This window comes from Arthrobacter sp. C9C5, assembly GCF_013359735.1.
In the GTDB taxonomy this organism is placed as follows: Bacteria; Actinomycetota; Actinomycetes; order Actinomycetales; family Micrococcaceae; genus Arthrobacter.
The window spans coordinates 211,915-233,693 of record NZ_JABFMX010000003.1; the positions used below are offsets into that span (position 1 = coordinate 211,915).

20 protein-coding genes are annotated in these 21,779 nt (G+C 69.6%); 10 read left to right on the forward strand and 10 right to left on the reverse strand.

Annotated features, from left to right (window positions below; all coding sequences use genetic code 11):
- Positions 1-12: 12 nt before the first annotated feature.
- From HNO80_RS03745 to ssd, 3 genes are all read right to left on the reverse strand, one after another.
- Positions 13-654 (reverse strand): type II secretion system F family protein, encoded by a 642-nt coding sequence (locus HNO80_RS03745; protein ID WP_349627196.1) that lies wholly within the window; start codon positions 652-654, stop codon positions 13-15.
- A 203-nt stretch (positions 655-857) separates the two neighbouring features.
- Positions 858-2,081, reverse strand: coding sequence for a TadA family conjugal transfer-associated ATPase (locus HNO80_RS03750; RefSeq protein WP_249777138.1), 1,224 nt, complete (start codon positions 2,079-2,081; stop codon positions 858-860).
- Between the two features lie 44 nt (positions 2,082-2,125).
- Positions 2,126-3,196, reverse strand: a complete 1,071-nt coding sequence (gene ssd, locus HNO80_RS03755; RefSeq protein WP_349627197.1) for a septum site-determining protein Ssd — start codon at positions 3,194-3,196, stop codon at positions 2,126-2,128.
- Between the two features lie 234 nt (positions 3,197-3,430).
- Here ssd and HNO80_RS03760 point away from each other — a divergent pair, with 234 nt between their 5' ends.
- A complete protein-coding gene (locus tag HNO80_RS03760) occupies positions 3,431-5,140 on the forward strand; it encodes a bifunctional 3'-5' exonuclease/DNA polymerase (protein WP_175321486.1) in 1,710 nt (569 codons plus the stop codon).
- A 167-nt stretch (positions 5,141-5,307) separates the two neighbouring features.
- The gene (locus HNO80_RS03765; RefSeq protein WP_175321487.1) at positions 5,308-5,568 is read left to right on the forward strand and encodes a YegP family protein; all 261 of its coding nucleotides are present in this window, start codon (positions 5,308-5,310) and stop codon (positions 5,566-5,568) included.
- 41 nt (positions 5,569-5,609) lie between these two features.
- Here the strand turns inward: HNO80_RS03765 and HNO80_RS03770 are convergent, their stop codons facing one another.
- The 3 genes from HNO80_RS03770 to HNO80_RS18055 form a co-directional block, all read right to left on the reverse strand.
- A complete protein-coding gene (locus tag HNO80_RS03770) occupies positions 5,610-6,290 on the reverse strand; it encodes an NUDIX hydrolase (protein WP_175321488.1) in 681 nt (226 codons plus the stop codon).
- Positions 6,287-7,057, reverse strand: a complete 771-nt coding sequence (gene nth, locus HNO80_RS03775; protein ID WP_175321544.1) for an endonuclease III — start codon at positions 7,055-7,057, stop codon at positions 6,287-6,289. The genes HNO80_RS03770 and nth overlap by 4 nt, the downstream gene beginning before the upstream one ends.
- A 106-nt stretch (positions 7,058-7,163) precedes the next feature.
- Entirely contained in the window at positions 7,164-8,531 is a 1,368-nt protein-coding gene (locus HNO80_RS18055; protein WP_175321489.1) for a hypothetical protein, read from the reverse strand.
- A 444-nt stretch (positions 8,532-8,975) separates the two neighbouring features.
- On the opposite strand from HNO80_RS18055, the gene acs reads away from it, so the two are divergent.
- The 5 genes from acs to HNO80_RS03805 are packed head-to-tail and all read left to right on the forward strand — an operon-like array spanning position 8,976 to position 14,296.
- The gene (gene acs, locus HNO80_RS03785) at positions 8,976-11,012 is read left to right on the forward strand and encodes an acetate--CoA ligase (protein WP_175321545.1); all 2,037 of its coding nucleotides are present in this window, start codon (positions 8,976-8,978) and stop codon (positions 11,010-11,012) included.
- Positions 11,013-11,055: 43 nt separating this feature from the next.
- Entirely contained in the window at positions 11,056-12,297 is a 1,242-nt protein-coding gene (locus HNO80_RS03790) for an NAD(P)/FAD-dependent oxidoreductase (RefSeq protein ID WP_349627199.1), read from the forward strand.
- On the forward strand, positions 12,294-12,716 hold the full coding sequence (locus HNO80_RS03795; RefSeq protein WP_175321490.1) for an SRPBCC family protein: 423 nt from the start codon (positions 12,294-12,296) through the stop codon (positions 12,714-12,716). The genes HNO80_RS03790 and HNO80_RS03795 overlap by 4 nt, the downstream gene beginning before the upstream one ends.
- A 57-nt stretch (positions 12,717-12,773) precedes the next feature.
- Entirely contained in the window at positions 12,774-13,247 is a 474-nt protein-coding gene (gene aroQ, locus HNO80_RS03800; RefSeq protein WP_175321491.1) for a type II 3-dehydroquinate dehydratase, read from the forward strand.
- Positions 13,248-13,249: 2 nt separating this feature from the next.
- The gene (locus tag HNO80_RS03805; RefSeq protein ID WP_175321492.1) at positions 13,250-14,296 is read left to right on the forward strand and encodes a DUF2332 domain-containing protein; all 1,047 of its coding nucleotides are present in this window, start codon (positions 13,250-13,252) and stop codon (positions 14,294-14,296) included.
- 40 nt (positions 14,297-14,336) lie between these two features.
- Here the strand turns inward: HNO80_RS03805 and HNO80_RS03810 are convergent, their stop codons facing one another.
- Positions 14,337-15,518, reverse strand: a complete 1,182-nt coding sequence (locus tag HNO80_RS03810) for a MarP family serine protease (protein WP_175321493.1) — start codon at positions 15,516-15,518, stop codon at positions 14,337-14,339.
- A gap of 192 nt (positions 15,519-15,710) precedes the next feature.
- Here HNO80_RS03810 and HNO80_RS03815 point away from each other — a divergent pair, with 192 nt between their 5' ends.
- The gene (locus HNO80_RS03815) at positions 15,711-16,388 is read left to right on the forward strand and encodes a Crp/Fnr family transcriptional regulator (protein ID WP_011693220.1); all 678 of its coding nucleotides are present in this window, start codon (positions 15,711-15,713) and stop codon (positions 16,386-16,388) included.
- A gap of 270 nt (positions 16,389-16,658) precedes the next feature.
- Here HNO80_RS03815 and HNO80_RS03820 read toward each other — a convergent pair whose 3' ends face one another.
- The 3 genes from HNO80_RS03820 to sp36 are packed head-to-tail and all read right to left on the reverse strand — an operon-like array spanning position 16,659 to position 18,315.
- The gene (locus HNO80_RS03820; RefSeq protein WP_175321494.1) at positions 16,659-17,570 is read right to left on the reverse strand and encodes an NUDIX hydrolase; all 912 of its coding nucleotides are present in this window, start codon (positions 17,568-17,570) and stop codon (positions 16,659-16,661) included.
- 17 nt (positions 17,571-17,587) lie between these two features.
- On the reverse strand, positions 17,588-18,157 hold the full coding sequence (locus tag HNO80_RS03825) for a RidA family protein (RefSeq protein WP_175321495.1): 570 nt from the start codon (positions 18,155-18,157) through the stop codon (positions 17,588-17,590).
- Positions 18,158-18,159: 2 nt separating this feature from the next.
- Positions 18,160-18,315 (reverse strand): Sp36 family protein, encoded by a 156-nt coding sequence (gene sp36, locus HNO80_RS03830; protein ID WP_175321496.1) that lies wholly within the window; start codon positions 18,313-18,315, stop codon positions 18,160-18,162.
- A gap of 37 nt (positions 18,316-18,352) precedes the next feature.
- On the opposite strand from sp36, the gene HNO80_RS03835 reads away from it, so the two are divergent.
- Positions 18,353-20,638, forward strand: coding sequence for a transglycosylase domain-containing protein (locus HNO80_RS03835; RefSeq protein ID WP_175321497.1), 2,286 nt, complete (start codon positions 18,353-18,355; stop codon positions 20,636-20,638).
- 2 nt (positions 20,639-20,640) lie between these two features.
- Entirely contained in the window at positions 20,641-21,588 is a 948-nt protein-coding gene (locus HNO80_RS03840; protein ID WP_175321498.1) for a metallophosphoesterase, read from the forward strand.
- Positions 21,589-21,779: the final 191 nt, after the last annotated feature.

Here is a 21,779-nt window from a genome sequence, read left to right on the forward strand (position 1 = left end):
CAGCCTGCGGGATCACCACTGCCGCCCGGCAGCCGCTCGGACGAGACGGGCGGACCAGATCCGGCCCGCGGCCGTGAGGGCGAGCCCAGCGACGAGCGCCGCCATGCCGAAGGGGGTGCCGAGCAGGATGGTCGAGGGATCCACGCCGAGCAGGACACCGAGGACGAGCCCCAGGAAGGGCAGCCAGGTCAGGATCCGGACGGTGGCCTTGGGCCCGGCCAGTGCCGTCTGCCGTGCGGCTTCGGCGTCGTCTTCGGCCTCCAGATGGGCGGCGAAGCGCGTCAGGACCTCAGCAAGCGGACAGCCGGTAGCCTCGGCGACGTCGAAGCACGCCGCGAGTTCCACCCAGATCGCCCGTTCCCTTGGACCGGGGCCGCGGCGTGCAGTACTGCCGGTGCCGGTCGCGGCACCTTTCCGGATGGCCGCGGCGACCGGAGAACCCCTCAGGGCCGCAGCCCGGGCTGCGGCCAGGATCTCAAGCGATGTCGCGCCCAAACCATCAGTGGGCGCGGCGCGGTTAGGGCGTCCACCCCCTCCCTTCGCAAGGTCCGGCTCCCGCAGGTCACCATAAAGAAGCCAGAGTTCCTCCCACAGCCGCGCAGGAGTCCGGCCGCCCTTCAGCAACGCGGCCAGCTGCTGCACCACCACGGTCATGGGGACCTCCGCCTCGGCTCTACCCCTCCTGCGCCACGGCGCTAAGCGGCCACGCCGTCCTTGTCCCGGCCGCCCGACGGCCGGTTCGCGGGCGGCGCCCACGGAGCGACCGGACAGAGCCCGCCGGACGCGCCGGCCGGACGCCCCCGGCGGCGCGAAAGCCAGCCAAGATGCGAGGGCCAGGATTCCGGCCAGGACGGCCGTCATGGCGGGCCGGGGGCCGCGCTGGGCACGCCGGTCCCGGGCGTAACGGCCGGATCCAGGCCCAAACGGGCCGCCAGCTCGGGCCACGCGGGCCCGGCGCGTACCTCGCCGCCGACCGTTGCCAGCGCCACGGCTACGGCCAGGCCCGAAGCGCCTTCTCCGACCAGTCCCACGGACGACACCTGACGGCCGAGCCGTGTACGTTCCAGATGGACGACGACGTCGAGGGCGCTGGCTGCCTGAAGGCGGACAGCGTCGGGCCCCATCCCCGCGAGCGCGCCGAGCGCCGTCAGCCGGGCCGGGACCGCGGCGGCGGTGTTGGCATGGATCGTGCCGCCGGCTCCAGTGTGCCCGGTGTTCATCGCGGAGAGCAGCTCCCGGACCTCGGCGCCGCGGCACTCCCCCACCACGAGCCTGTCGGGCCGCATCCGCAGGGCCTGCCGGACCAGCTCGCCGAGATCAACCGCGCCGCCGCCCTCCAGGTTGCTGTGGCGCGATTCGAGGGACACCACGTGAGGATGGACCGGATTCAGCTCCGAAGCATCCTCGATCAGGACCAGCCGCTCCCCCTGCCCGCAGAGTCCGAGCAGCGTGGCAAGCAGCGTCGTTTTTCCCGAGCCCGTCGCGCCGCTCACCAGGAAGCTCAGGCGCCGCGCCACCATTCGCGTGAGGACGTCCTGGATAAGCGGGCCGAACATACCGACCCGGGAGAGCTCGTCCAGCGAGAAAACGGCCTCGCGGCGGATCCTCACGCTCAGCAGCGTTCCGGCCGTGGAGATCGGCGGCAGCACGGCATGGACCCGGTAACCGCCGTCGAGCCTGACATCCACGCAGGGCGAGCTGTCATCCAGCCGCCGCCCGCCGGAGGCCACCAGTCGAACGGCCAGCGCTCGGACCTGGGCCTCGTTGGCAAAGGCGACCGGGGCGCGCTCAAGCCCGCGGCCCCGGTCCAGCCACACCGAGTCCGGGCCGTTGACGAAGATGTCCGTCACGAGCGGGTCGCGCGCCAGCGGCTGCAGCGGTCCCAGCCCGTTCAGTTCCGCGCTGATGCTTTCGACGGCGGCTAAGGCACCGGCCGTGCCAAGGAGCTTGCCGCTGGCCTGCACGGCCGCGGCCACCCGTGACGGGGTGACCGGGCCGGCGTCCGCCATGACCGATTCGCGGACCGCTTCGAGCAGCCGCGCGTCTACCCGCCGCTGGGGCGGGCGCAGTTGCCTGCGCAACCGTGGACTCTCCGGGTCCGGTGGGTCCGCCGCCAGATGCGAACTCACGGGAACCCGTCCGTGCCGAAGGCCAGGACTCCTTCGGTGAAGCGTTGCACGCTCCGCCGTCCGCCGGCATCCAGCAGGCGCCCGAGTTCCGTGGCGGCGGCCGTCCCCCGGACCTCGGGCATGATGCCCTGCACCGGGAGCCCCACGGCTTGGGAAATCAGCTGGTAGTCGAACGCGACCCCGGGTTTCGTCCGGATCACCAGTGCGGTCTCCACCGGCGGTAGCTCCGGCACCAGACGGGCGGATGCCACCGCCGCCCGGAGCTGGGCGGGCAGCACCACGACGACCCGGTCGCATTCCCAGGCGAAGGTCCGCAGTGCCTCGCGTCCGCGGCCGATGTCCAGCACCACTAGCTCATAGCAGCGACGCGCGGCGTCGAGCACCCCGGCGACCGCTGCCGCGTCGATGGCCTGCGGCCGTTCCCGGTTGCCCGGCCAGGACAGGAAAGAGAATCCGCCCGCTTCGGGCAGCGCCTCGTGGAGCTGATCCGGGTCGATGCTGCCGCTGGCCTCGGCGAGGTCCGGCCAGCGGAGCCCTGGTTCTTCTTCGGCAGCGAGGGCCAGTTCTAGACCACCGCCCCAGGGGTCTCCGTCGATCAGGAGGACTCTGGCGCCCAGCCCCGCGGCGGCCTGGGCCAGCCAGATCGCGGCGGTGGTGGCCCCGGCGCCGCCACAGCCGCCAACCACGCCGAGGACATGCCCGCCCGGTTCCGGGGCGTGCGATCGGCTGAGGTACTCGGCGAGCCAGGGTCCGCCCTCGGGGAGGACGGCCACCCGTTCGGCCCCCATGGCCGCGGCCAGCTGCCAGAGCCTGTCGCCTTCGCCGCTCAGTCCCACAAGAACTGCCGGTGCACGGCGCCGGATCGGGAGTTCCCGGACGTCACTGCCCACAAGCACTGCGCCGGCAGAGTCCCAGTACGGGACCGCTTCCGCGGCATCCCGCGCCAGACTTAGCTGCCGGCCAGCCGCGGCCACAATCCGTTCCACCTCCCCGCGCAGGACCTCGGACCCGGTGACCAGCAGCGTCTCCGCCGCCCCTTCGGGAAGCCACGACCCGGGGTTGGGCACCGGGTCCGGTCCCGCTTGGGGGCCGGCCCTGGACACGGGCTGTCGGGACGGGGCCTGACTGGTGACTGGCTCGGGTAATTGATGACTGCTCATGCCACCACTTTCGGCGCTACGGACGCCGCAGCTGCACGCCGTCTTCGGCTATGTGGAAAACCGGGCCGGATTCGGGCGGCGCGACGCGGCCCCGCCCGGCCCGGTCCGCCGGGAAGGCATCCACAGGGCAGAATTGAGCCTATGCATCTGCTGCTTGCCGCCCACGCCGACGGCGCAGCCCTACAACGACTCACGCCGTCGGGCGCCCCCGATCCCGCCGCGCCGGAACCGCGCATCGTCAGCGCCGCCGAGCTGCCCGGCGTCGTGCATCAACTGGAGCAGCAGCGCCCGCGTTGGATCTGGCACCGCACGCAGGACTGGTACCCGGCGCTGCTGGCCGCAGGGGTCGAGCTGGAACGCTGCCATGACCTGACGCTGTGCGGTGCCATCCTGGCCCATTCGGAGTTCACCGCGCACACCGAGTACGCCCGGAACGCGGAGAAACTGACCCAGGATGACGACGTCCAGCAGCCGCCGCGGGCCCTGCAGCCCCCTCCCCCGCCCGCGGACCAGGGCGCCCTGTTCGAGGACCCGGGCCTGAGCGCTGTGCCGCGGTATTCCGGCGAGGAACTGCGCGCCGAATACGCCGCGCAGCAGGAGGCACTGGCCGGCGTCGCTCTGGACGGCGACCGTCGAAAGCAGAGGCTCCAGCTCCTTCTCGCCGCCGAGTCCGCCGGGGCCATGATCGCCGCCGAGATGCAGCACACCGGCGTTCCCTGGCGCGAGGAGCTGCACGAACAGATCCTCGCCGACTACCTCGGTCCGCGTCCGCCCCAGGGCCACCGCCCGGCCAAGCTGGAGGCGCTCAACAGCGAACTCCGCCGGCTGCTGCAGTCCCCGGCGCTGAACCCCGACTCCCCGCAGGAACTGATGCGGGCCCTGCACCGGAACGGCATCGAGGTGAAGAGCACGCGCCAGTGGGAGCTGAAGGAGTCCAGCCACCCGGCAATCGAACCGCTGCTGGCCTACAAGAAGCTCGCCCGGCTCCACTCCGCCAACGGCTGGGCGTGGCTCGACGCCTGGGTCAAGAACGGCCGCTTCCAGCCCGAATACGTGGTGGGCGGGGTCGTGTCCGGACGCTGGGCCTCCCGCGGCGGCGGGGCGCTGCAGATTCCCCGCCAGATCCGCGGCGCGGTCCACGCCGACCCCGGCCACAAGCTGATCGTCGCGGACGCCTCGCAGCTGGAGCCCCGCGTATTGGTGGCGCTGGCACAGGATTCCAAGATGGCGGAAGCCGCCCGAGACAAGGACCTCTACGCCGGCATCGCCGCGCAGGGTTTCGGCGGGGACCGGGGCAAGGCCAAGATCGCGCTGCTAGGCGCGATTTACGGCGCCACCACGGGCGAATCCGGCCGGCTGATGCCGCAGCTGGCCCGGACCTATCCGCGCGCCGTCGGCTTCGTGGAGCAGGCCGCCCGCGAAGGCGAGGCGGGTAAGACCGTAACCTCCCGGCTGGGCCGCAGCAGCCCGCCACCTTCGGAGCGGTGGCTGCGGAGCCAGCAGTCCGCCACCGCGGAGGAACAACGCCGGGCCGAGTCACTGGCGCGCTCTCGCGGAAGGTTCACGCGCAACTTCGTGGTGCAGGGTTCCGCGGCCGACTGGGCGGCCTGCTGGCTGGCGGAACTACGACGGCGGCTGCGGGGACTGCGCGCCGACGGCTCGCCCGCCGGGGAGCTGGTCTTCTTCCTGCACGATGAGGTCATGGTCCATTGCCCGGCGGACTCCGTCGATGCCTGCATCCGGGCCATCGAGGAATCCGCGGCAGCGGCCAAGGAGCTGCTGTTCGGCAGGATCCCGGTGGAATTTCCGGTCAGCATCGCCGTCGTCGACTCTTACGACAACGCCAAATAGCTGCCGTCAACCGCTGCCCGACGCCGGGCTGGACACCCCGGGTAACGTACCCGCCAGTAGCGTTGCGCCTGCTCCGCGGGCCCCGTTACAGTCGAAAAGGCCGGCGATGATCCCGATTGATCCGCCGGCGCAAATGCAACGAGGCAGGGAACCGGGGAGGCAGCAGAGTGGCTGGCGTATTCGAGATTGCAGAGGCCGGGAACGAGTCGTATTTCTTCAGGCTGACGGCACCGGACGGGACAGTAGTTGCCGTTTCACCTCTTTTTGAAACCATCAAGGGAGCGGCCGCCGGCATCACGGCGGTGCGCGAGAACGCCGCTACCGGGCTGGTCGTGGATCGCTCCGCCCGGAAGGCCGTCACCCAGTCCGGAAGCAAGCCCGCCGCGACGGCGTCCTCGCGGCCTGCGCCGCTGCTGACGGCTCGCTAGCGGAAGCGCTGTAGCGGAGGCGCTCTACCGGAGGCGCGCCGCTACCCGTCGATCCCGTGCAGGCGCGTCCGGTCCCACGGGACGGACCAGCCCAGCTGGTCGAACAGCTGGTTGAGGATCATGCCGGTGAAACCCCAGACCACCACGCCGTTGACGGTGAAGGCCGGGCTCTGAAAGGTCTGGCCGGCCCGGCTGACGGTTGCCATGACCCTGTTATCGGGGTCAAGCAGGTCCCGGACGGGCACCCGGAAGACCTGCGAGGACTCGCCGTAGTCCACTACCCGGACGGGTGACTGGGACGCCCACCAGCCAAGGACGGGTGTGACCAGGAAGTTCCCGCGGGGCAGCGCCAGTTCGGGCATGACGCCGAGGACCTCCACGCCCTGCGGATCCAGCCCTGTTTCCTCTTCGGCCTCGCGCAGGGCGGCCTCGATGACGGTTTCGCCGGGGTCGATGCCGCCGCCGGGGAACGCCACCTGGCCCGGGTGATCGTCGAGGGTCTGCGCGCGCTGGAGCAGCAGCACGTCCAGATCCGCCGGCGCCAGCAGCTTCACCGACGTCGCCGGGACATCATCCAGCGAGCCAAACAGCATCAGCACGGCGGCACGGCGCACCCGCTCGCCCGGCTCAACTGCCAGTTCGCGCCAGCGCGGATCCGGCGACGGGGCGGTGCCTGCCTGCACCGCGGCCACGAGGTCAATCAGGTCCTGTCGGGCGGTCATTGCGGCCTTCTCTGCGATTCCATCCGGATTTCGGCGGCCCGGTGGGTTTCGGCCAGCAGTTTCGCCAGCAGTTCTTCCTGGCCCGGGGCCAGTTCGTACTTGAGCAGCGTCCTGGCTTTCTCCGGATCCGTCTCGCCGGCTCCGTAGCTGGGGCACCAGTTCGCCACCGCGCAGGCGCCGCAGGCCGGTTTGCGGGAATGGCAGACGCGCCGGCCGTGGAACACGACGCGGTGCGAGAGCATGGTCCAGTCTTTCGGCTCGAACAGTTCGGCGACGTCGGATTCGATCCGGACCGGGTCGTCCGAGTCCGTCCAGCCGAAGCGGCGGGCCAGCCTCCCAAAATGGGTGTCCACCGTGATGCCGGGGATCCCGAACGCGTTTCCCAGGACGACGTTGGCGGTCTTCCGTCCGACGCCTGGCAGTTTCACCAGGTCTTCCAGCCGGCCGGGCACCTCGCCGTCGTAGTCGTCAACAAGCTTGGTGCCCAGCGCCATCAGGTTCCGCGCCTTGGCCCGGAAGAACCCGGTGGGTTTGATGATGGCTTCCAGCTCGGCGGGCTCGGCCTCGGCCATGCTGCGGGCATCCGGGTACCGGGCGAACAGCAGCGGCGTGATCTGGTTGACCAGCACATCCGTGGTCTGGGCCGAGAGCACCGTGGCCACCACCAGCTCGAACGGGCTGCGGAAATCCAACTCCGCATGCGCGTAGGGATACTGCTCGGCCAGTGCCCTGTTGATCCGGCGGGCGCGGCGCTTGAGCCCCAGCAACGTCTCCCCGCCAGCCTGTGCGCGGGGCTTCGCGGTGCCGGTTTTGGCTGTGCCTGTTCTGGCGGTGCCGGTTTTGGCTGTGCCGGGTTCGGTGGCCACGGTCCGGCTAGCCGCGTTCGATGTTGCTGAGGTCCCGGAGCACGCCGACGCGGCCGTCCGTGTGCTGGACCAGGAATTCGTGGCCGCGGTCCTCAAGGGCAAGGACCCAGCCGCCGGGTTCGACGACGAACGCCGGGGCGCCGCTGCGCTCGTCCACCGCGGTGCGGGGCTGGGCGACGGCGAACCAGAAAGCCTCGTAGGCAGGCTGGGCCGCCTCACTCTGGGGGCGGCTTGTGGGGTCCACGGTGGCGCCGATCGGCTCCTGCGAACGGACCTGCGGGGTGAGGGCGGTGGGGGCCTCATGGCTTGCGGCGGAAGGTGCCGCGGCCGATGCCGCCACCGGGACGCTGGCCGCCTGGGTCGCCTCCAGGCCCGCTCCCTGCTCGGCGGGTGCCGGGGAGGCGACCGGGGGCTCGGCCGGAGCGGACGCGGCGGGTGCCATGGCAGTCGGGGTCTGCTCGGCGGCAGACGGCACCGCTTCTCCTGCGGCAGACGGCGCGTACGCCGCCGTCGGCGTCGGGGATGCGGCAGCCGTCGGCGACGGGGACGCGGAAGGAACGACGCCGTGCGCCTGGGTGGCCGGCTCGGCAGCCGCGGGACGGGTGTACGCGGCGGCGGCACCGGCACCCGCAGCAGCACCCGCTGATGCCTTTTGGGCTTCGTGGGCCTGCGGCGTGGCCTTGGCCTCGCCCGCCTGCTTGCCAGGGGCTATGCGCTTGGCCCAGCCGGCCAGCGCACTGCCTCCCTCCTTGGGAGCCTTGGCTTCGCTGGCAGCCTTGGGGGCACGCGGCTTGCGGACCGGCTCCGCGGCTTCCCGCGCCACGACGTGGGCGGGGACTTCGGCGCGGTGCAGGAAATCACCGGCGAGGCTGGGAATCAGCCGCGCCAGTACGGTAGCGGTGAAGAGGCCGAGAGCGCCCACGAGGCCCAGCAGGAGGCTCGGCACGAACGCTCCGGCGGTCGCCAGGAAAAAGAAGGCCAGGCTGAAGGACGCCACGACGGAGGCGAACTGGTCAATCGAGAGGGAGCCGATCCGGATTTTCGTGCCCGGGCTGACCCGTCGCGCCACGAAAAGCGCAGCGACGATCACCGGCAGCAGCACGCCGAGGCCCAGGAAGAAGAGGCTGCCCAGGTTCCACAGGTTGTAGCGCTCGGCGAACATCGGGATCAGGGAGGCGATGAAGAGCACCAGCGTGGAGCCGAAGACGGTGAGGTCGCGGACCGTGAAAGGCCCCAGGACGGCCTCGTTGTTCTTCGAGTTCGGCTTGTCCACCGTGAAGCGTGGCTGTTCCCCCCGCCCATTGGACTGCGCCGGCCCTGTCTGGCCTTCGGTGCGGGAGGGCGCATGGAGCTGCCCGTTGCTCTGCTCGTTCATTCTGTTTCTCCTTAGCATGGCCGCACTCTGGACAGTGCCGCCTAACGGCAGGCAGAAACAGGACCGCCAGCGGTCCTGTTGCCCCCATCGGATGTCACAACTCCATCTCAGCCTAGCCAAGTGCAGGACCGATCACTACTGCCCGGCCGTCACTCCAGCACCAGTGCGCGGACCCTTTCGCCCTGCGCGTAAACCGGCGTTCGACGCCGATGTCGGCCGGCCGTGCCGCGGCCGCCCACCACTCGGCGCTTAATAAACACCGCTCACGGCGCCCTTTGTGACGGGGCACACGTTCTGTCGTACCCGGGCGTTAGTGTGTATTTCGGAACAGCTCTTTGCGGTACGCCCGTGACCAGCCGATGCCCGATGCCGCGCAAGCGGCCCGGCGCCGCGGCGGCGACGGACGTTCCGTGCAGCACGGAACGATGAATGATGAGGTTCACCATGTCCCAGCAGACCCCCGGCTCCACCACCACAACCCAGACGCCCCGGCAGGGCGATGCGTTCGAAAACCTGTCGCAGGAGAACCGCAGGTTCGCCCCGTCGGCCGAGTTCGCTGCCAACGCCGTGGTCACTGCCGCCGACTACGCCGAGGCCGACGCGGACCGGCCGGCCTTCTGGGCCAAGCAGGCCCGCGGACTGCTGAGCTGGAGCAAGGACTTCACCCAGACGCTGGACTGGTCCGACCCGCCGTTCGCAAAGTGGTTCGTCGGCGGCGAGATCAATGCCGCGTACAACGCCCTGGACCGGCACGTCGAGGCCGGCAACGGGGACCGGGTTGCCATCTACTTCGAGGGCGAGCCGGGCGACACCCGCAGCTACACCTACGCGCAGCTCACCGAAGAGGTCAAGAAGGCCGCCAACGCGTTCGAATCCCTCGGCGTGGCCAAGGGTGACCGCGTGGCCGTGTACCTGCCGATGATCCCCGAGGCCGTCATCACCCTGCTGGCCTGCGCCCGGATCGGCGCGATCCACTCGGTGGTGTTCGGCGGCTTCTCCGCCGAGGCGCTCCGCTCCCGGATCGACGACGCCGAGGCCAAGCTCGTGGTCACCGCCGACGGCACCTACCGCCGCGGCAAGCCCAGCGCGCTCAAGCCCGCCGTCGACGAGGCGCTCGCCCACGAGGGAGACGGTTCCGGGCACACCGTCCAGAACGTCGTGGTGGTCAAGCGCAACGGCCAGGACGTCGACTGGCATGAGGGCCGGGACCACTGGTGGTCCGACACGGTCGGCGCAGCGTCCGCCGAGCACACCGCCGTCGGCCACGACGCCGAACACCCGCTGTTCATCCTTTACACCTCGGGAACCACCGGCAAGCCCAAGGGCATCCTGCACACCACCGGCGGCTACCTCACCCAGGGCGCCTACACGCACAAGGCGGTCTTCGACCTGCACCCGGAAACGGATGTCTACTGGTGCACGGCCGACGTCGGCTGGATCACCGGCCACTCCTACGTCGCCTACGCGCCGCTCATCAACGGCGCCACCCAGGTCATGTACGAGGGCACCCCCGATTCCCCGCACCAGGGCCGCTGGTGGGAGATCGTGGAGAAGTACAAGGTCTCCATCCTCTACACCGCCCCCACGGCGATCCGCACCTTCATGAAGTGGGGCAAGGAAATCCCGGCAAAGTCGGACCTGTCCTCCATCCGCGTCCTGGGCTCGGTGGGCGAACCCATCAACCCCGAGGCCTGGATGTGGTACCGGGAGGTCATCGGCGCCAACGCCGGGAAGAACGGGGAGAAGAAGCAGAACCCGGCCCCGATCGTGGACACTTGGTGGCAGACCGAGACCGGCGCGCAGATGATCGCGCCGCTGCCCGGAGTGACCGCGACCAAGCCCGGCTCCGCCCAGGTCCCGCTGCCCGGCATCGCCGTGGACGTCGTCGACGAAGCGGGCGAGTCGGTGCCCAACGGCGCCGGCGGCTACCTCGTCATCCGCGAGCCGTGGCCGGCCATGCTGCGCGGCATCTGGGGTGATCCGGAACGGTTCAAGGACACCTACTGGTCCCGCTTCGAAACGATGTACTTCGCCGGCGACGGCGCCAAGAAGGACGACGACGGCGACATCTGGCTGCTCGGCCGGGTGGACGATGTCATGAACATCTCCGGCCACCGGCTCTCCACTGCGGAGATCGAATCCGCCCTCGTGTCCCACCCGGCCGTGGCGGAAGCCGCCGTCGTGGGCGCGGCGGACGAGACCACCGGGCAGGCCGTCGTGGCGTTCGTGATCCTGCGCGGGGACGCGGTGAACTCGGGCGATGCGATCGTCCAGGAGCTCCGCAACCATGTGAGCAAGGAGATCGGGCCGATCGCCAAGCCCAAGACCATCCTCGTGGTGCCGGAACTGCCTAAGACCCGCTCCGGCAAGATCATGCGCCGGCTGCTCAAGGATGTCGCCGAGGGCCGCGAGGTGGGCGATGCCACTACCCTGGCCGACAACACCGTGATGGCACAGATCGCGCATTCGCTTAAGAAGTGAGCGCGGATCCGGGCCGGGCTGCACGGGACGGAACGATGAGGCCGTGACGGATTCGTGCGAGGTGCTGGTGGTCGGGGCCGGTCTTGCCGGGCTGCAGTGCGCCCGGGAACTGCAGGCCGCCGGGCGCGAGGTCGTGGTCTGGGAGGCCTCCGACGCCGTCGGGGGCAGGATCCGGACGGACCGGGTGGACGGGTTCCTCGTGGACCGCGGCTTTCAGGTCCTGAACCCGGCGTACCCGGCGGTCCGGCAGTGGGTCGACGTCGATGCCTTGGCGCTGCAGGCCTTCGGCGCCGGCCTCCGGGTGCGGCTGCCGGAGTCCCTGGCGGTGTTGGCCCATCCCCTGCGCGAGCCGGGGCTCATCCTGCAGACCCTGCGCAGCGGGATTCTCACCCCGCGCGCCGTCGCGGGGCTGCTGCGCTGGGCCGTCCCGGCCTTCGCCGGGCCCCTTCGGCGGAGCGGCCAGGATGTTGCGTTGCGCGACGCCCTCGACCGGGCCGGCTGCTCGGGCGAACTCCGCACCGTGGTGCAGCGGTTCCTCGCCGGCGTACTGCTGGAGGACGTGGGCAGCACCTCCAACGACTTTGCCTTGCAGCTGGTGCGCGTTTTCGCGACCGGGGTTCCCGGAGTGCCGCGCGACGGGATGCAGGCCCTCCCGCAGCAGTTGGCGGACGGCCTTGCCGCCCCGGTCCGCACCTCTACCCGGGTGGAGAAGATCACGCCGGACGGGAACGGGGCCCTGGTCACCGCATCGGGGACCGCCATCCGGGCCCGCCACGTCGTTCTCGCCGCCGATCCGGTGGACGCGGCCAGGCTCGCCGGGAGCGAGGCGCCGGCCATGAAGGGAGTGCTCACGCACTGGTTCGCCGCCGACTCGGCACCGACCGACGCGCGCATGCTCTGCATCGACGGCCGTACCCGCCCCGGCGGACCGCTGCTCAACGCGGCCGTCATCTCCAACTCTGCACCAAGCTACGCGCCCGCCGGCCGGCACCTGATCCAGACCTCTGCCCTGTTCGGCGCGGGCCGGCCGGTTCCCAGCGACGCGGACGTCCTCCGGCACGCCGGGGACATTTTCGGCTGCTCCACGGCCGGCTGGGAACTGGTGGCAAGGCACGAGATCCCGGATGCCCTGCCGCACCAGCCGCCGCCGCTGCGGACCCGGCAGCCCGTGGAGGGCCCGGACGGGATCACCGTCTGCGGCGACCACCGGGAGACGGCTTCCATCCAGGGCGCGCTCGTCAGCGGCCACCGCGCCGCGCTGGCCGTTCTGGGCCGGCCCGGGTGACTTTCTCCGTTTCGCGCCGGGTGGCCGCGCCCGCGGGCGTGGTGTGGAGGCTGCTCACGGACACCGGGCAGTGGCCGGCGTGGGGCCCGTCGGTCACCGGCGTCGAACCTGCCACCGCCGCGGCCGCTTCCCCGCGACTCGCGCCGGGCAGCCGCGGAAAGGTACGCACCGTCCTGGGGGTAGCGCTGCCGTACGCGGTGACAGGGTTTGAAGCCGGGCGGTACTGGGCGTGGTCCGTTGCGGGCATCCCGGCCACCGGCCACCGGTTAACCCCGCAGGACGACGGCTGTCTGCTCACCTTCACCGTGCCCTGGTGGGCACCGGCCTACCTGCCGGTCTGCGCCCTGGCGCTGCGGCGGATAGAACGGCTCGCGACCGGCCCGGGGACCCCCGCCGGTCGCGGACCTGACCATGATTGATGGACTCCGCAAGAAACATCAGGGTACGGTCCCGGACAACGCGATACATTGGCAGGCATGAGCGAAGCCACCCCCTCGGACGCCCGGCGCGGCACCATCCTGGTCCTGAACGGGCCCAACCTGAACCTGCTGGGCACCCGTGAGCCCGAAAAGTACGGCACGGCCACGCTGGCCGACGTCGAACAGCTCGCCAAGGACACCGGAGCGGCGCACGGGCTCGACGTCGAGTGCTTCCAGTCCAACCATGAGGGCGCACTCGTGGACGCCATCCACGCCGCCCGGGGGAAAGCGGTGGGCATCGTCCTGAACGCCGGCGCCTACACGCACACCTCGGTGGCGATCCGGGACGCAATCACGGCCGTGCAACTGCCCGCCGTCGAGGTGCACATCACCAACGTGCACGCCCGGGAACCGTTCCGGCACCACTCCTACCTTTCGGACATCAGCAAGGCTGTGATCGCCGGCGCGGGCATCCTCGGGTACCGCTTCGCCGTCGAGTACCTCGCCGAGCTGAACGCGGGCCGGGGCTGAGCATGTCCCCCGCGCCGGAGCCCCCGGGGACCGCGGACTGGTACCGCCATTTCGGCACCGTCGACGCGCCCGGCAATTCCGCGTGCTACGCGGAATGGTCCACGGCCATCGCGGACGACCCCGAGCTGATCAGCCGCATCGACGAGTGGCCGCACAACAAGCGCCAGCCGCTGCTGATGCTGGCCGCCGCCCGCTTCCTCGGCGCCCGGATCGGCCCCTACGCCGAGTTCCGGAGTTTCCTGGATACCCACTGGGACGGGGTCTCCCGAATTGTCCTGTCCCGGTCCACCCAGACAAACGAGGCCGGCCGCTGCGCCGCCCTGCTCCCGTCCCTCGCCCGGATCGCAGCTGCGGAGGGACGCCCGCTGGCCCTCATCGAAGTCGGCGCTTCGGCCGGCCTGACGCTGTACCCGGACCGCTACGGCTACGAGTTCGACGGCGGCTCCGGCGCCGTGACGCGGCTGTTCCCGGCCGGTGCGGCGCCCGGGACTTACCCCGTGCTGAGCTGCGCCACGGCCGGCCCGGTGCCGCTGCCGGCCGCGCTGCCCGCGGTGGTATGGCGCGCCGGCATCGATTTGAACCCTTTGGACATCCGGGACCCCGACGACGTCGACTGGCTGGAGGCGCTGATCTGGCCGGAGCAGGACTTCCGCCGCGAGCGGCTGCGCCAGGCGATCGCCGTCGCACGGACGGATCCGCCGCTGCTGGTGGCCGGGGACCTCAACGAACAACTTGTGTCATTGGCGGAGCAGGCGCCGCCGGAGACCGCTCTGGTGGTCTTCCACAGTGCCGTCATGGCCTACCTCGACGCCGCCGGCCGCGAACGTTTCCGCGACACCATCGCTTTGCTGGCCGCCGACCGGGGCTGCCACTGGATTTCGAACGAGGGCCACACGGTCATCCTGCAGGCGGACGGCTCCAGCGTGGTTCCCGAAATGGACGAATCCCGCCTCCGCGGCCGCTTCCTGCTGCTGGAGGACGGCCTGCCGGTGGCCATGGCGGGCCCGCACGGCCAGAGCCTGGAGTGGATCGAAGCGGCTCCGGCCTGACGGTGCCCGCAAGCGGTTCCCGCTTGGTTCCTACCGCTGGCTATTTCTTAATGCATTGGCCCGGCGAGACGGCGTCGCCCAGCCCGGGGGCCTTTGCGGCCACGGGGCCGAGGTCGTTCATGGTGATGGCGAAGCCCAGCGAGGGCTCGGAGGTGGATTTCGCGAAGACGACGCCGGCCACCTGGCCGCCCGTGGTCAGCAGCGGACCGCCGGAGTTCCCCGGCTGCACGTCGCCCGCCAGCCGGTAGACATCCTCGGCAGCGGCGTTGTTGCCGTAGATGTCCGGGACCAGGACGGTGGTGATGTCCCGGACCGTGGCCGGTTTGGACTGGAACGGACCGCCGTGCGGGTAGCCCGCGAACGCCGCCGGGCTGCCGGCCGGAAGGTCGCGGCCCAGCGGCAACGGCGCGGCGCGCAGCCCGTCCACGGCCAGGACGGCGAGGTCATGCCGGCTGTCGAAGTAAACGACCCGGCCGGGGAGGGCACCGCCGCCCGGGACCTCGACAACGGGCTCCGGGACGCCGGCCACCACGTGGGCGTTCGTCACGACCCTGCCCGGCGAGACCACAAAGCCCGTTCCGGTCTGGTTCTGGCCGCACTGGTAGGCGGTCCCGGCGATCTTGAGCACGGAGGCGGCGGCCTTGTTCAGCGGAGGGGTGTCGGTGCTGGCGTCGGGCACGGGCACGGCCCGTCCGCCGACACCCTCGAACAGGGTCGGGATGCCATCGCCGATCACGGCCGAACGCAACTGTGCCATTGACGTCTTCAGCGGCGTGGGGGTGACGCCGTCGATGAACCCGATCACCTTGGAGTCGGCCAGCTGTTGGGAAACAAAGGGAACGCCGAGGGCGCTGATGCTGAAGGCCAGCATGGACATCACGAGGCCGGATACGGCGAGGTTGACCCCGCCGCCCACCACCCGGTCGGCCAGCCGGAGCGGACTGATTTTTACGACGCTGCGGATGCGCCGGCCGATCATGGTGCCGAGGCCGTGCCCCAGCATCATCAGCAGCACGGCCGTGGCAATGATGGCGGTGAGCCGCCAGCCGGGGTCGTCTACGAGGTCGCTCACGATCGGGACAGACACGAAGGCGGCCACGGCGCCCGCCGCGAACCCGGCGATTCCGCCAAGCGTCACCAGGAAGCCGTTGCGCAAGCCATAGATCAGGTAGGACAAGAGCGTCAGAATCAACGCCAGGTCCAAGATGGTCAAGCCGAACACCGGGGCTCCTTAGTGACTGGTAGGAACCCTATTCTACCGGCGCGGGCTGACAGTTTGCCGGGGCCCAAGGCGGACCAGACCGTCACCCGCCCGCCGTTTCACGCGTTTCGGTGCCAAGTACGTCACAGAAGCCTCAAAATTCTGAAACAATGGCTGGAGCGCCCCAGCCGACACAGTAAGTCAGGAGATTTCATGGATATCGAGGTATTGCGCCGCGCACCCCTTTTCGCCACGCTCGACGACGAGGCGTTCCGTCTGCTGACGGACGAGCTCACCGAGGTGGACCTCTCACGCGGAGCCTCGGTATTCCGGGAAGGCGACCAGGGTGACCAGCTCTACTTCATCGTCTCCGGCAAAGTGAAGCTCGGCCGCACCTCCCCCGACGGCCGCGAGTCGCTGCTCGCCATCCTCGGCCCGGGCGAATTGTTCGGCGAAATGGCGCTGTTCGACCCGAGCCCGCGCACCGCAACGGCCACCGCCGTCTCGGAGACCCGCCTGGCCGGGCTGAAGAACGAGAGCCTCAACGCCCTCCTGCGCACCCGCCCCGAGGTCTCGGCCCAGCTGCTCCAGGCCCTGGCCCGGCGCCTGCGCCGCACCAACGATTCGCTCTCCGACCTGGTCTTCTCCGACGTCCCGGGCCGCGTGGCCAAGGCGCTGCTGGACCTGGCCGATCGCTTCGGCCGCCCCGCGACCGACGGTGTCCTCGTGGCCCACGAACTCACCCAGGAAGAACTGGCCCAGCTGGTCGGCGCCTCCCGCGAGACCGTCAACAAGGCCCTCGCCGAGTTCGTCCAGCGCGGCTGGCTGCGACTGGAGGCACGCGCCGTCGTGATTCTCGACATGCAGCGCCTCCGCCAGCGCTCCCGCTAGGCACAGCCGCAACACGAGCTTTACACACTGAGGGCCGGCCCGTATTGACGGGCCGGCCCTCAGTGTTTTCGGTGTTTTCGGTGTTGCGGGATCTCGCCTGGCTGGCGGGACATGCCCATCGTTCGCGAGAACTCCCACGGGACATGCCCATCCCTAAATGCCCCGAGTGGACATATACCTGCTATGCCCATCGCCCAACTGATGCGAAGGACATGTCCCGTGGTCGAGAGAAAGCCGCGAAGAGCATGTCCGTTACCTGGCCTGGGCCGGTCAGCGTTCCCGCTGCGGTTCCCCGGCGACGGTCTTGGCGGCCTCGACTTCCAGCATCAGCCGGCCGTCTTCCTCCACCAAGGCGGGCTGATAGGCGTGGGCCTTGCGCTTGTAGCTGAGGTAGGCGATGCAGCCGTTGGCGGCGGCCATCTTCTCCAGCATGATCTCCGAACCCGGGACCAGCAGCTGGCCGAGCTTCAGGCCCACGGTGTTGGGCTGGCCCACCTCGTCGCCCAGCGCTGTTGTGTCGCGCTCGGCAATGACCTTGCGGACGCACACCCAGCGCGCCCACACGCCCTTGCTGGCCAGCAGCGAGGGCTGCTGGTTCATCGGGATGGTCGCGGCAAAGTACCGGGTGTTGAAGCGGCGGTGGGCGAAGTCCGGGCTGAGCCAGTTCACCAGCGGCTTGAGCAGATCGGTCCGCACCGAAAGCCCGCGCTTGGCGAGCACGTCGGTGAAGGACTTTTCCTGGTCCGCCACGGCCTCCCGGGCGCGCATCCACTCGGCCGTCGACGTTGCCTCCACGGTGGTCGACAGGTCCGGACCGGCCAGCAGGACCCCCGTTTCCTCGAACAGCTCACGGATGGCGCCCACCACGTGGCGTCGCGCGAGGCCGACGTCGGACGTGCCCATCTGCTCGGCCCACCACTGCGGCGAGGGGCCAAGCCAGCCCACGGCGTCGTCGTCGGACGGCTCGAGCGAGCCGCCGGGAAAGGCGAGCACGCCCAGCGGCGAGGACCCGGGCCGGTAGCCCAGCCACGTCTCCAGCCCGGTGGGCGAATCTCGCAGCAGGACCACGGAGGAGGCGTAGCGGGGGGCACGGGGGGTCCGCTCGCCGTGTTCAAGCCAGCTGCGGGCTGCCCCCTCAAGGTCCGGGGGGAGGGTAAACAGGCGTCGTGCTAAGTGCGGCAAGGGAAGCGACCGGGCCTCTAGGCGAATTCAGCGATCAGTTCGACCTCGACCGGAGAGTCGAGCGGCAGAACTGAAACGCCGACGGCGGAACGTGCGTGCTGGCCGGCGTCGCCAAGGACCTTGCCCAGGAGCTCGGAGGCGCCGTTGATGACACCGGGCTGGCCGGTGAATGAGGGATCAGAGGAGACGAAGCCGACCACCTTGACGATCCGGGTAATCCGGTCCAGGTCGCCGATGACGCTCTTGACGGCGGCCAGCGCGTTGACGGCGCAGACCTCTGCGTAGCGCTTGGCCGCCTCCGGGGACACGGTCGGCTCGTCCGAGGTCACTTCGGTCCCGGTGGAGACCTTGCCCGTGGCTTCGAGCTTGCCGTTGATGAAGGGCAGCTGGCCCGAGGTGTAAACGTGGTTGCCGGAGATGACTGCCGGAACGTAGGCGGCCACCGGGGCGGCCACCTCGGGAAGCGCCAGGCCGAGCTCGGCCAGCCGCTGTTCGACGGCGGACGACGCGCCGGAGCCGGCGTCACTTTGGACCGCGGTTGCGGGGCTCGCGGCCTCGGCCGGAGCCGCCGTTTCGGGGGTGCTCATGGCTAGTTCTTCTCCCGCTTCAAGTAGGCAACCAGGCCGTTTCCATCGGGGCCCGGAACAACCTGGACGAGCTCCCAGCCGTCGTCACCCCACTGGTCCAGGATCTGCTTCGTCGCGTGGATAATGAGCGGAATCGTGGCGTACTCCCATTTGGTCATGAAGTAAAGCCTAGTCCTTGCCGGTAAAGTGGAAAACATGGCGACTGGTAAGAACCCTTTATTCGACACGGCCACCACCCTCGGAAAGCTCATCCTTTTCCTGGGCGTGAGCGCGATTTGTGGTGTCCTGATGGCGGGCCTGCTGGTCCCCGCGGCCGCCGTCTCCGGCAACGCCGCAAGCGGTTCGATCAAATTCTTCGAAACCCTGCCGGCCGAACTGAAGGTTGATCCGCCGAGCCAGTCGACCAAGATCTTGGCCTCGGACGGCAGCACCATCGCCAACCTTTACCTTGAGAACCGCACCCGCGTGTCGCTGGATCAGATGTCGCCGTACATCAAGGACGCGGTGATCGCCATCGAGGACAGCCGCTTCTACGAGCACGGCGGCGTCGACACCACCGGCATTCTCCGCGCGCTCGTCGCCACCGCGCGCGGTAACAAGCAGGGCGCCTCGACCATCACCCAGCAGTACGTGAACAACGTCATCAACTCCTCCCTGGAGTCCGAGGGCAAGGGCGACCAGGTCCTGCTGAACGGCGTCAACAAGGGCGTCGGCGACAAGCTCCGCGAGATGAAGCTGGCAATCGCCCTTGAAAAGAAGTTCACCAAGGAACAGATCCTTGAGGGCTACCTGAACATCGTCTTCTTCAACCGCGACGCCTACGGCATCGAGGCGGCCGCACGGCTGTTCTTCAGTACCTCGGCCAAGAACCTGACGCTGCCGCAGGCCGCGCTCCTGGCCGGCGTCGTCAACAGCCCCTCGTTCTACGACCCGATCACCAACCCGGACAACGCGAAGGTCCGTCGCAACCTCGTGCTGAAGGCCATGCTCTCGCAGGGCAAGATCAAGCAGGCCCAGTACGACGCCGCGGTCGCCACCCCGGTCAAGACCAAGGTGACCCAGCCGCGGCAGGGTTGCGCTTACTCGCCGACGTCGCCGTACTTCTGCGACTACGTGCTGCACCTGCTGCTCAACAACCCGGCCTACGGCGCGGACACCAAGGAACGCGAGCGGAAGATCTTCCGCGGCGGCCTGACCATCAAGACCACGCTCGACCCCAAGGCTCAGAAGGTTGCGCAGGCGCAGGTCGACTCCGCTGCCGGGGCGAACCCGAACAAGTGGGGCGCCGCCCTGGTCTCCGTGGAGCCGGGCACGGGCAAGATCACCAACATGGCCCAGAACACGTCCTGGCTGCCGGCCAAGGGGAAATTCGACACCCAGCTCAACTTCAACGTCGACAAACGCGATGAAAAGGGCAACGACCTCAACGGCCTCGGCGGAGCCCAGCCGGGCTCCACCATGAAGCCGTTCACCTTCGCCGAGTGGCTGGACGAGGGCAAGTCCATGAATACCGTGGTGGACGGCTCCGTGCGCAAGTACCCCTTGAACTTCCAGTGGAAGAACTCCTGCGGCGTCACCACGGGTGCCTACAACACCGACGAAGAAGGCCTGGGCGCCGCGCCCGACCTGCAGAACGCTGAAGAAGGCTACTATCGCCCGATGACGGTCCTCAAGGGCCTCTACAACTCGATTAACACGATCACCTTTGCCTCCGCCGCGCAGCTCGATTTCTGCGGAATTCAGAAGATCGTGGACGCCGTGGGCCTACACAACGGCCTGGATAACCAGCCGATCAACATGTCGATCGTGGCCAACCTTTTGGGCTCCACCCAGACCGCCCCGCTGACCATGGCCAGCGCGTTCGCGACCTTCGCGAACGACGGCCGGTACTGCGCGCCGATCGCCATTACCTCCGTGACGGACGCGACCGGGGCCAAGCTGCCCGCCCAGGCGACGAACTGCCGGGATGCCCTCAAGCCCGAGGTTGCCCGCGGCGTGAACCACGCGCTGCAGGAAGTCCTGAACCGCGGCTCCGGCTCGCTCATCCAACCGCGTATTTCCACGCAGACCGACTTCCCCATCGCGGCCAAGACCGGTACCTCGAACAACAACGGTTCCACCTGGGTGGTTGGCCACACCACCGGCCTGGCGACGGCGGCTTGGTTCGGCGACCCGCTCGGCAGCCAGAAACGCGCCGGCCAGAACATCACGATCAACGGCCAGTTCTACCAGGGCATCGACGGTTACATGATCGCCGGGCCGATGTTCTCCAAGTTCATGGCCGAGATCGCCCCGTCGCACGGCACCGAGCCGTTCCCGGAGCCGCCGTCGAACCTGCTCGCCGAGGCATACCAGCCGCCCGCCAACAACAACGCCGGTAAGAACAACAACTTCATGCCGCCCGCGACGCAGAACCCGGCGCCGTCGTCCCCCGCACCGTCGGCACCGGCCCCGAAGGACCCGCCCAAGGAAAAGAAGTAGCCGTGACCATCGGAACCACCTTGGCCAGCCGCGCCCGGAGCATCGGGCGCGGCTTTGCCGTAACCACCGCCGTCGGCGCCGCCGCGGGAGCCGCCGCGACCGGCTACGGATTGTGGGAGAAGAACCAGTTCGTGCTGCGGGAGGAGTCGCTACCCATCCTGCCGGCCGGGTACGGGCCGCTCCGCGTGCTGCACCTGAGCGACATCCACTTCGTCCCCGGCCAGCACCGCAAGGGAGCGTGGCTGCGCTCCCTCGCCGAGCTGAAGCCGGACTTGGTGGTGAATACCGGCGACAACCTCAGCCACGCTAAGGCAGTCGATCCCCTGCTGGAGGCGCTGCGGCCGCTGATGGAGTTCCCGGGCGTCTTCGTGCCCGGGTCCAACGACTACTTCGCGCCGCGGTTGAAGAACCCCGCCTCATACCTGCTGGGTCCTTCAAAATCGCGCCCCGATCCCGTCGAACTGGACTGGCCGCGGCTCCGGGCAGGCTTCGGCATGGGCGGCTGGGTCGATCTGACCAACCGTTGCCAGTCGCTCGTACTCAAGGGACTGCGCGTGGACTTCTCCGGCGTCGACGACCCGCACCTGCGCCTCGAGCGCTACGCCGGCTGGCCGCGCGGCACCAAGGGCCAGGACGCCAAACCGCACCTGCGGATCGCCGTCGCGCACGCCCCGTACCAGCGGGTGCTGGACCACTTCACCGAGGACGCCGCGGACCTGCTGCTTGCCGGCCACACCCATGGCGGCCAGATCTGCGTCCCGGGCTACGGCGCCCTCGTGGCCAACTGCGACCTGCCCACCTGGCGGGCCAAGGGACTGCACGACTGGGAAAGCAACGGTCGCACGACGCCGGTCAACGTCTCCGGCGGAATCGGCACCTCGCGCTTCGCCCCGGTCCGGATCGCCTGCAAACCCGAGGCCGTGCTACTCACCCTTACCGCGCGCCCCTGAGCCCGGCGGCGTCTCCCCCGCGCCGACTGTCCACGGGATGGGACGTGTCCTGTCTCGCACTAGCTTTCCGAGGGACATGCCCATTCCCCGGCACTAACTCTCCACGGGACATGCCCATTCCCCGGCACTAACTCCCCACGGGACATGCCCATTCCCCGGCACTAACTCCCCACGGGACATGCCCATTCCCC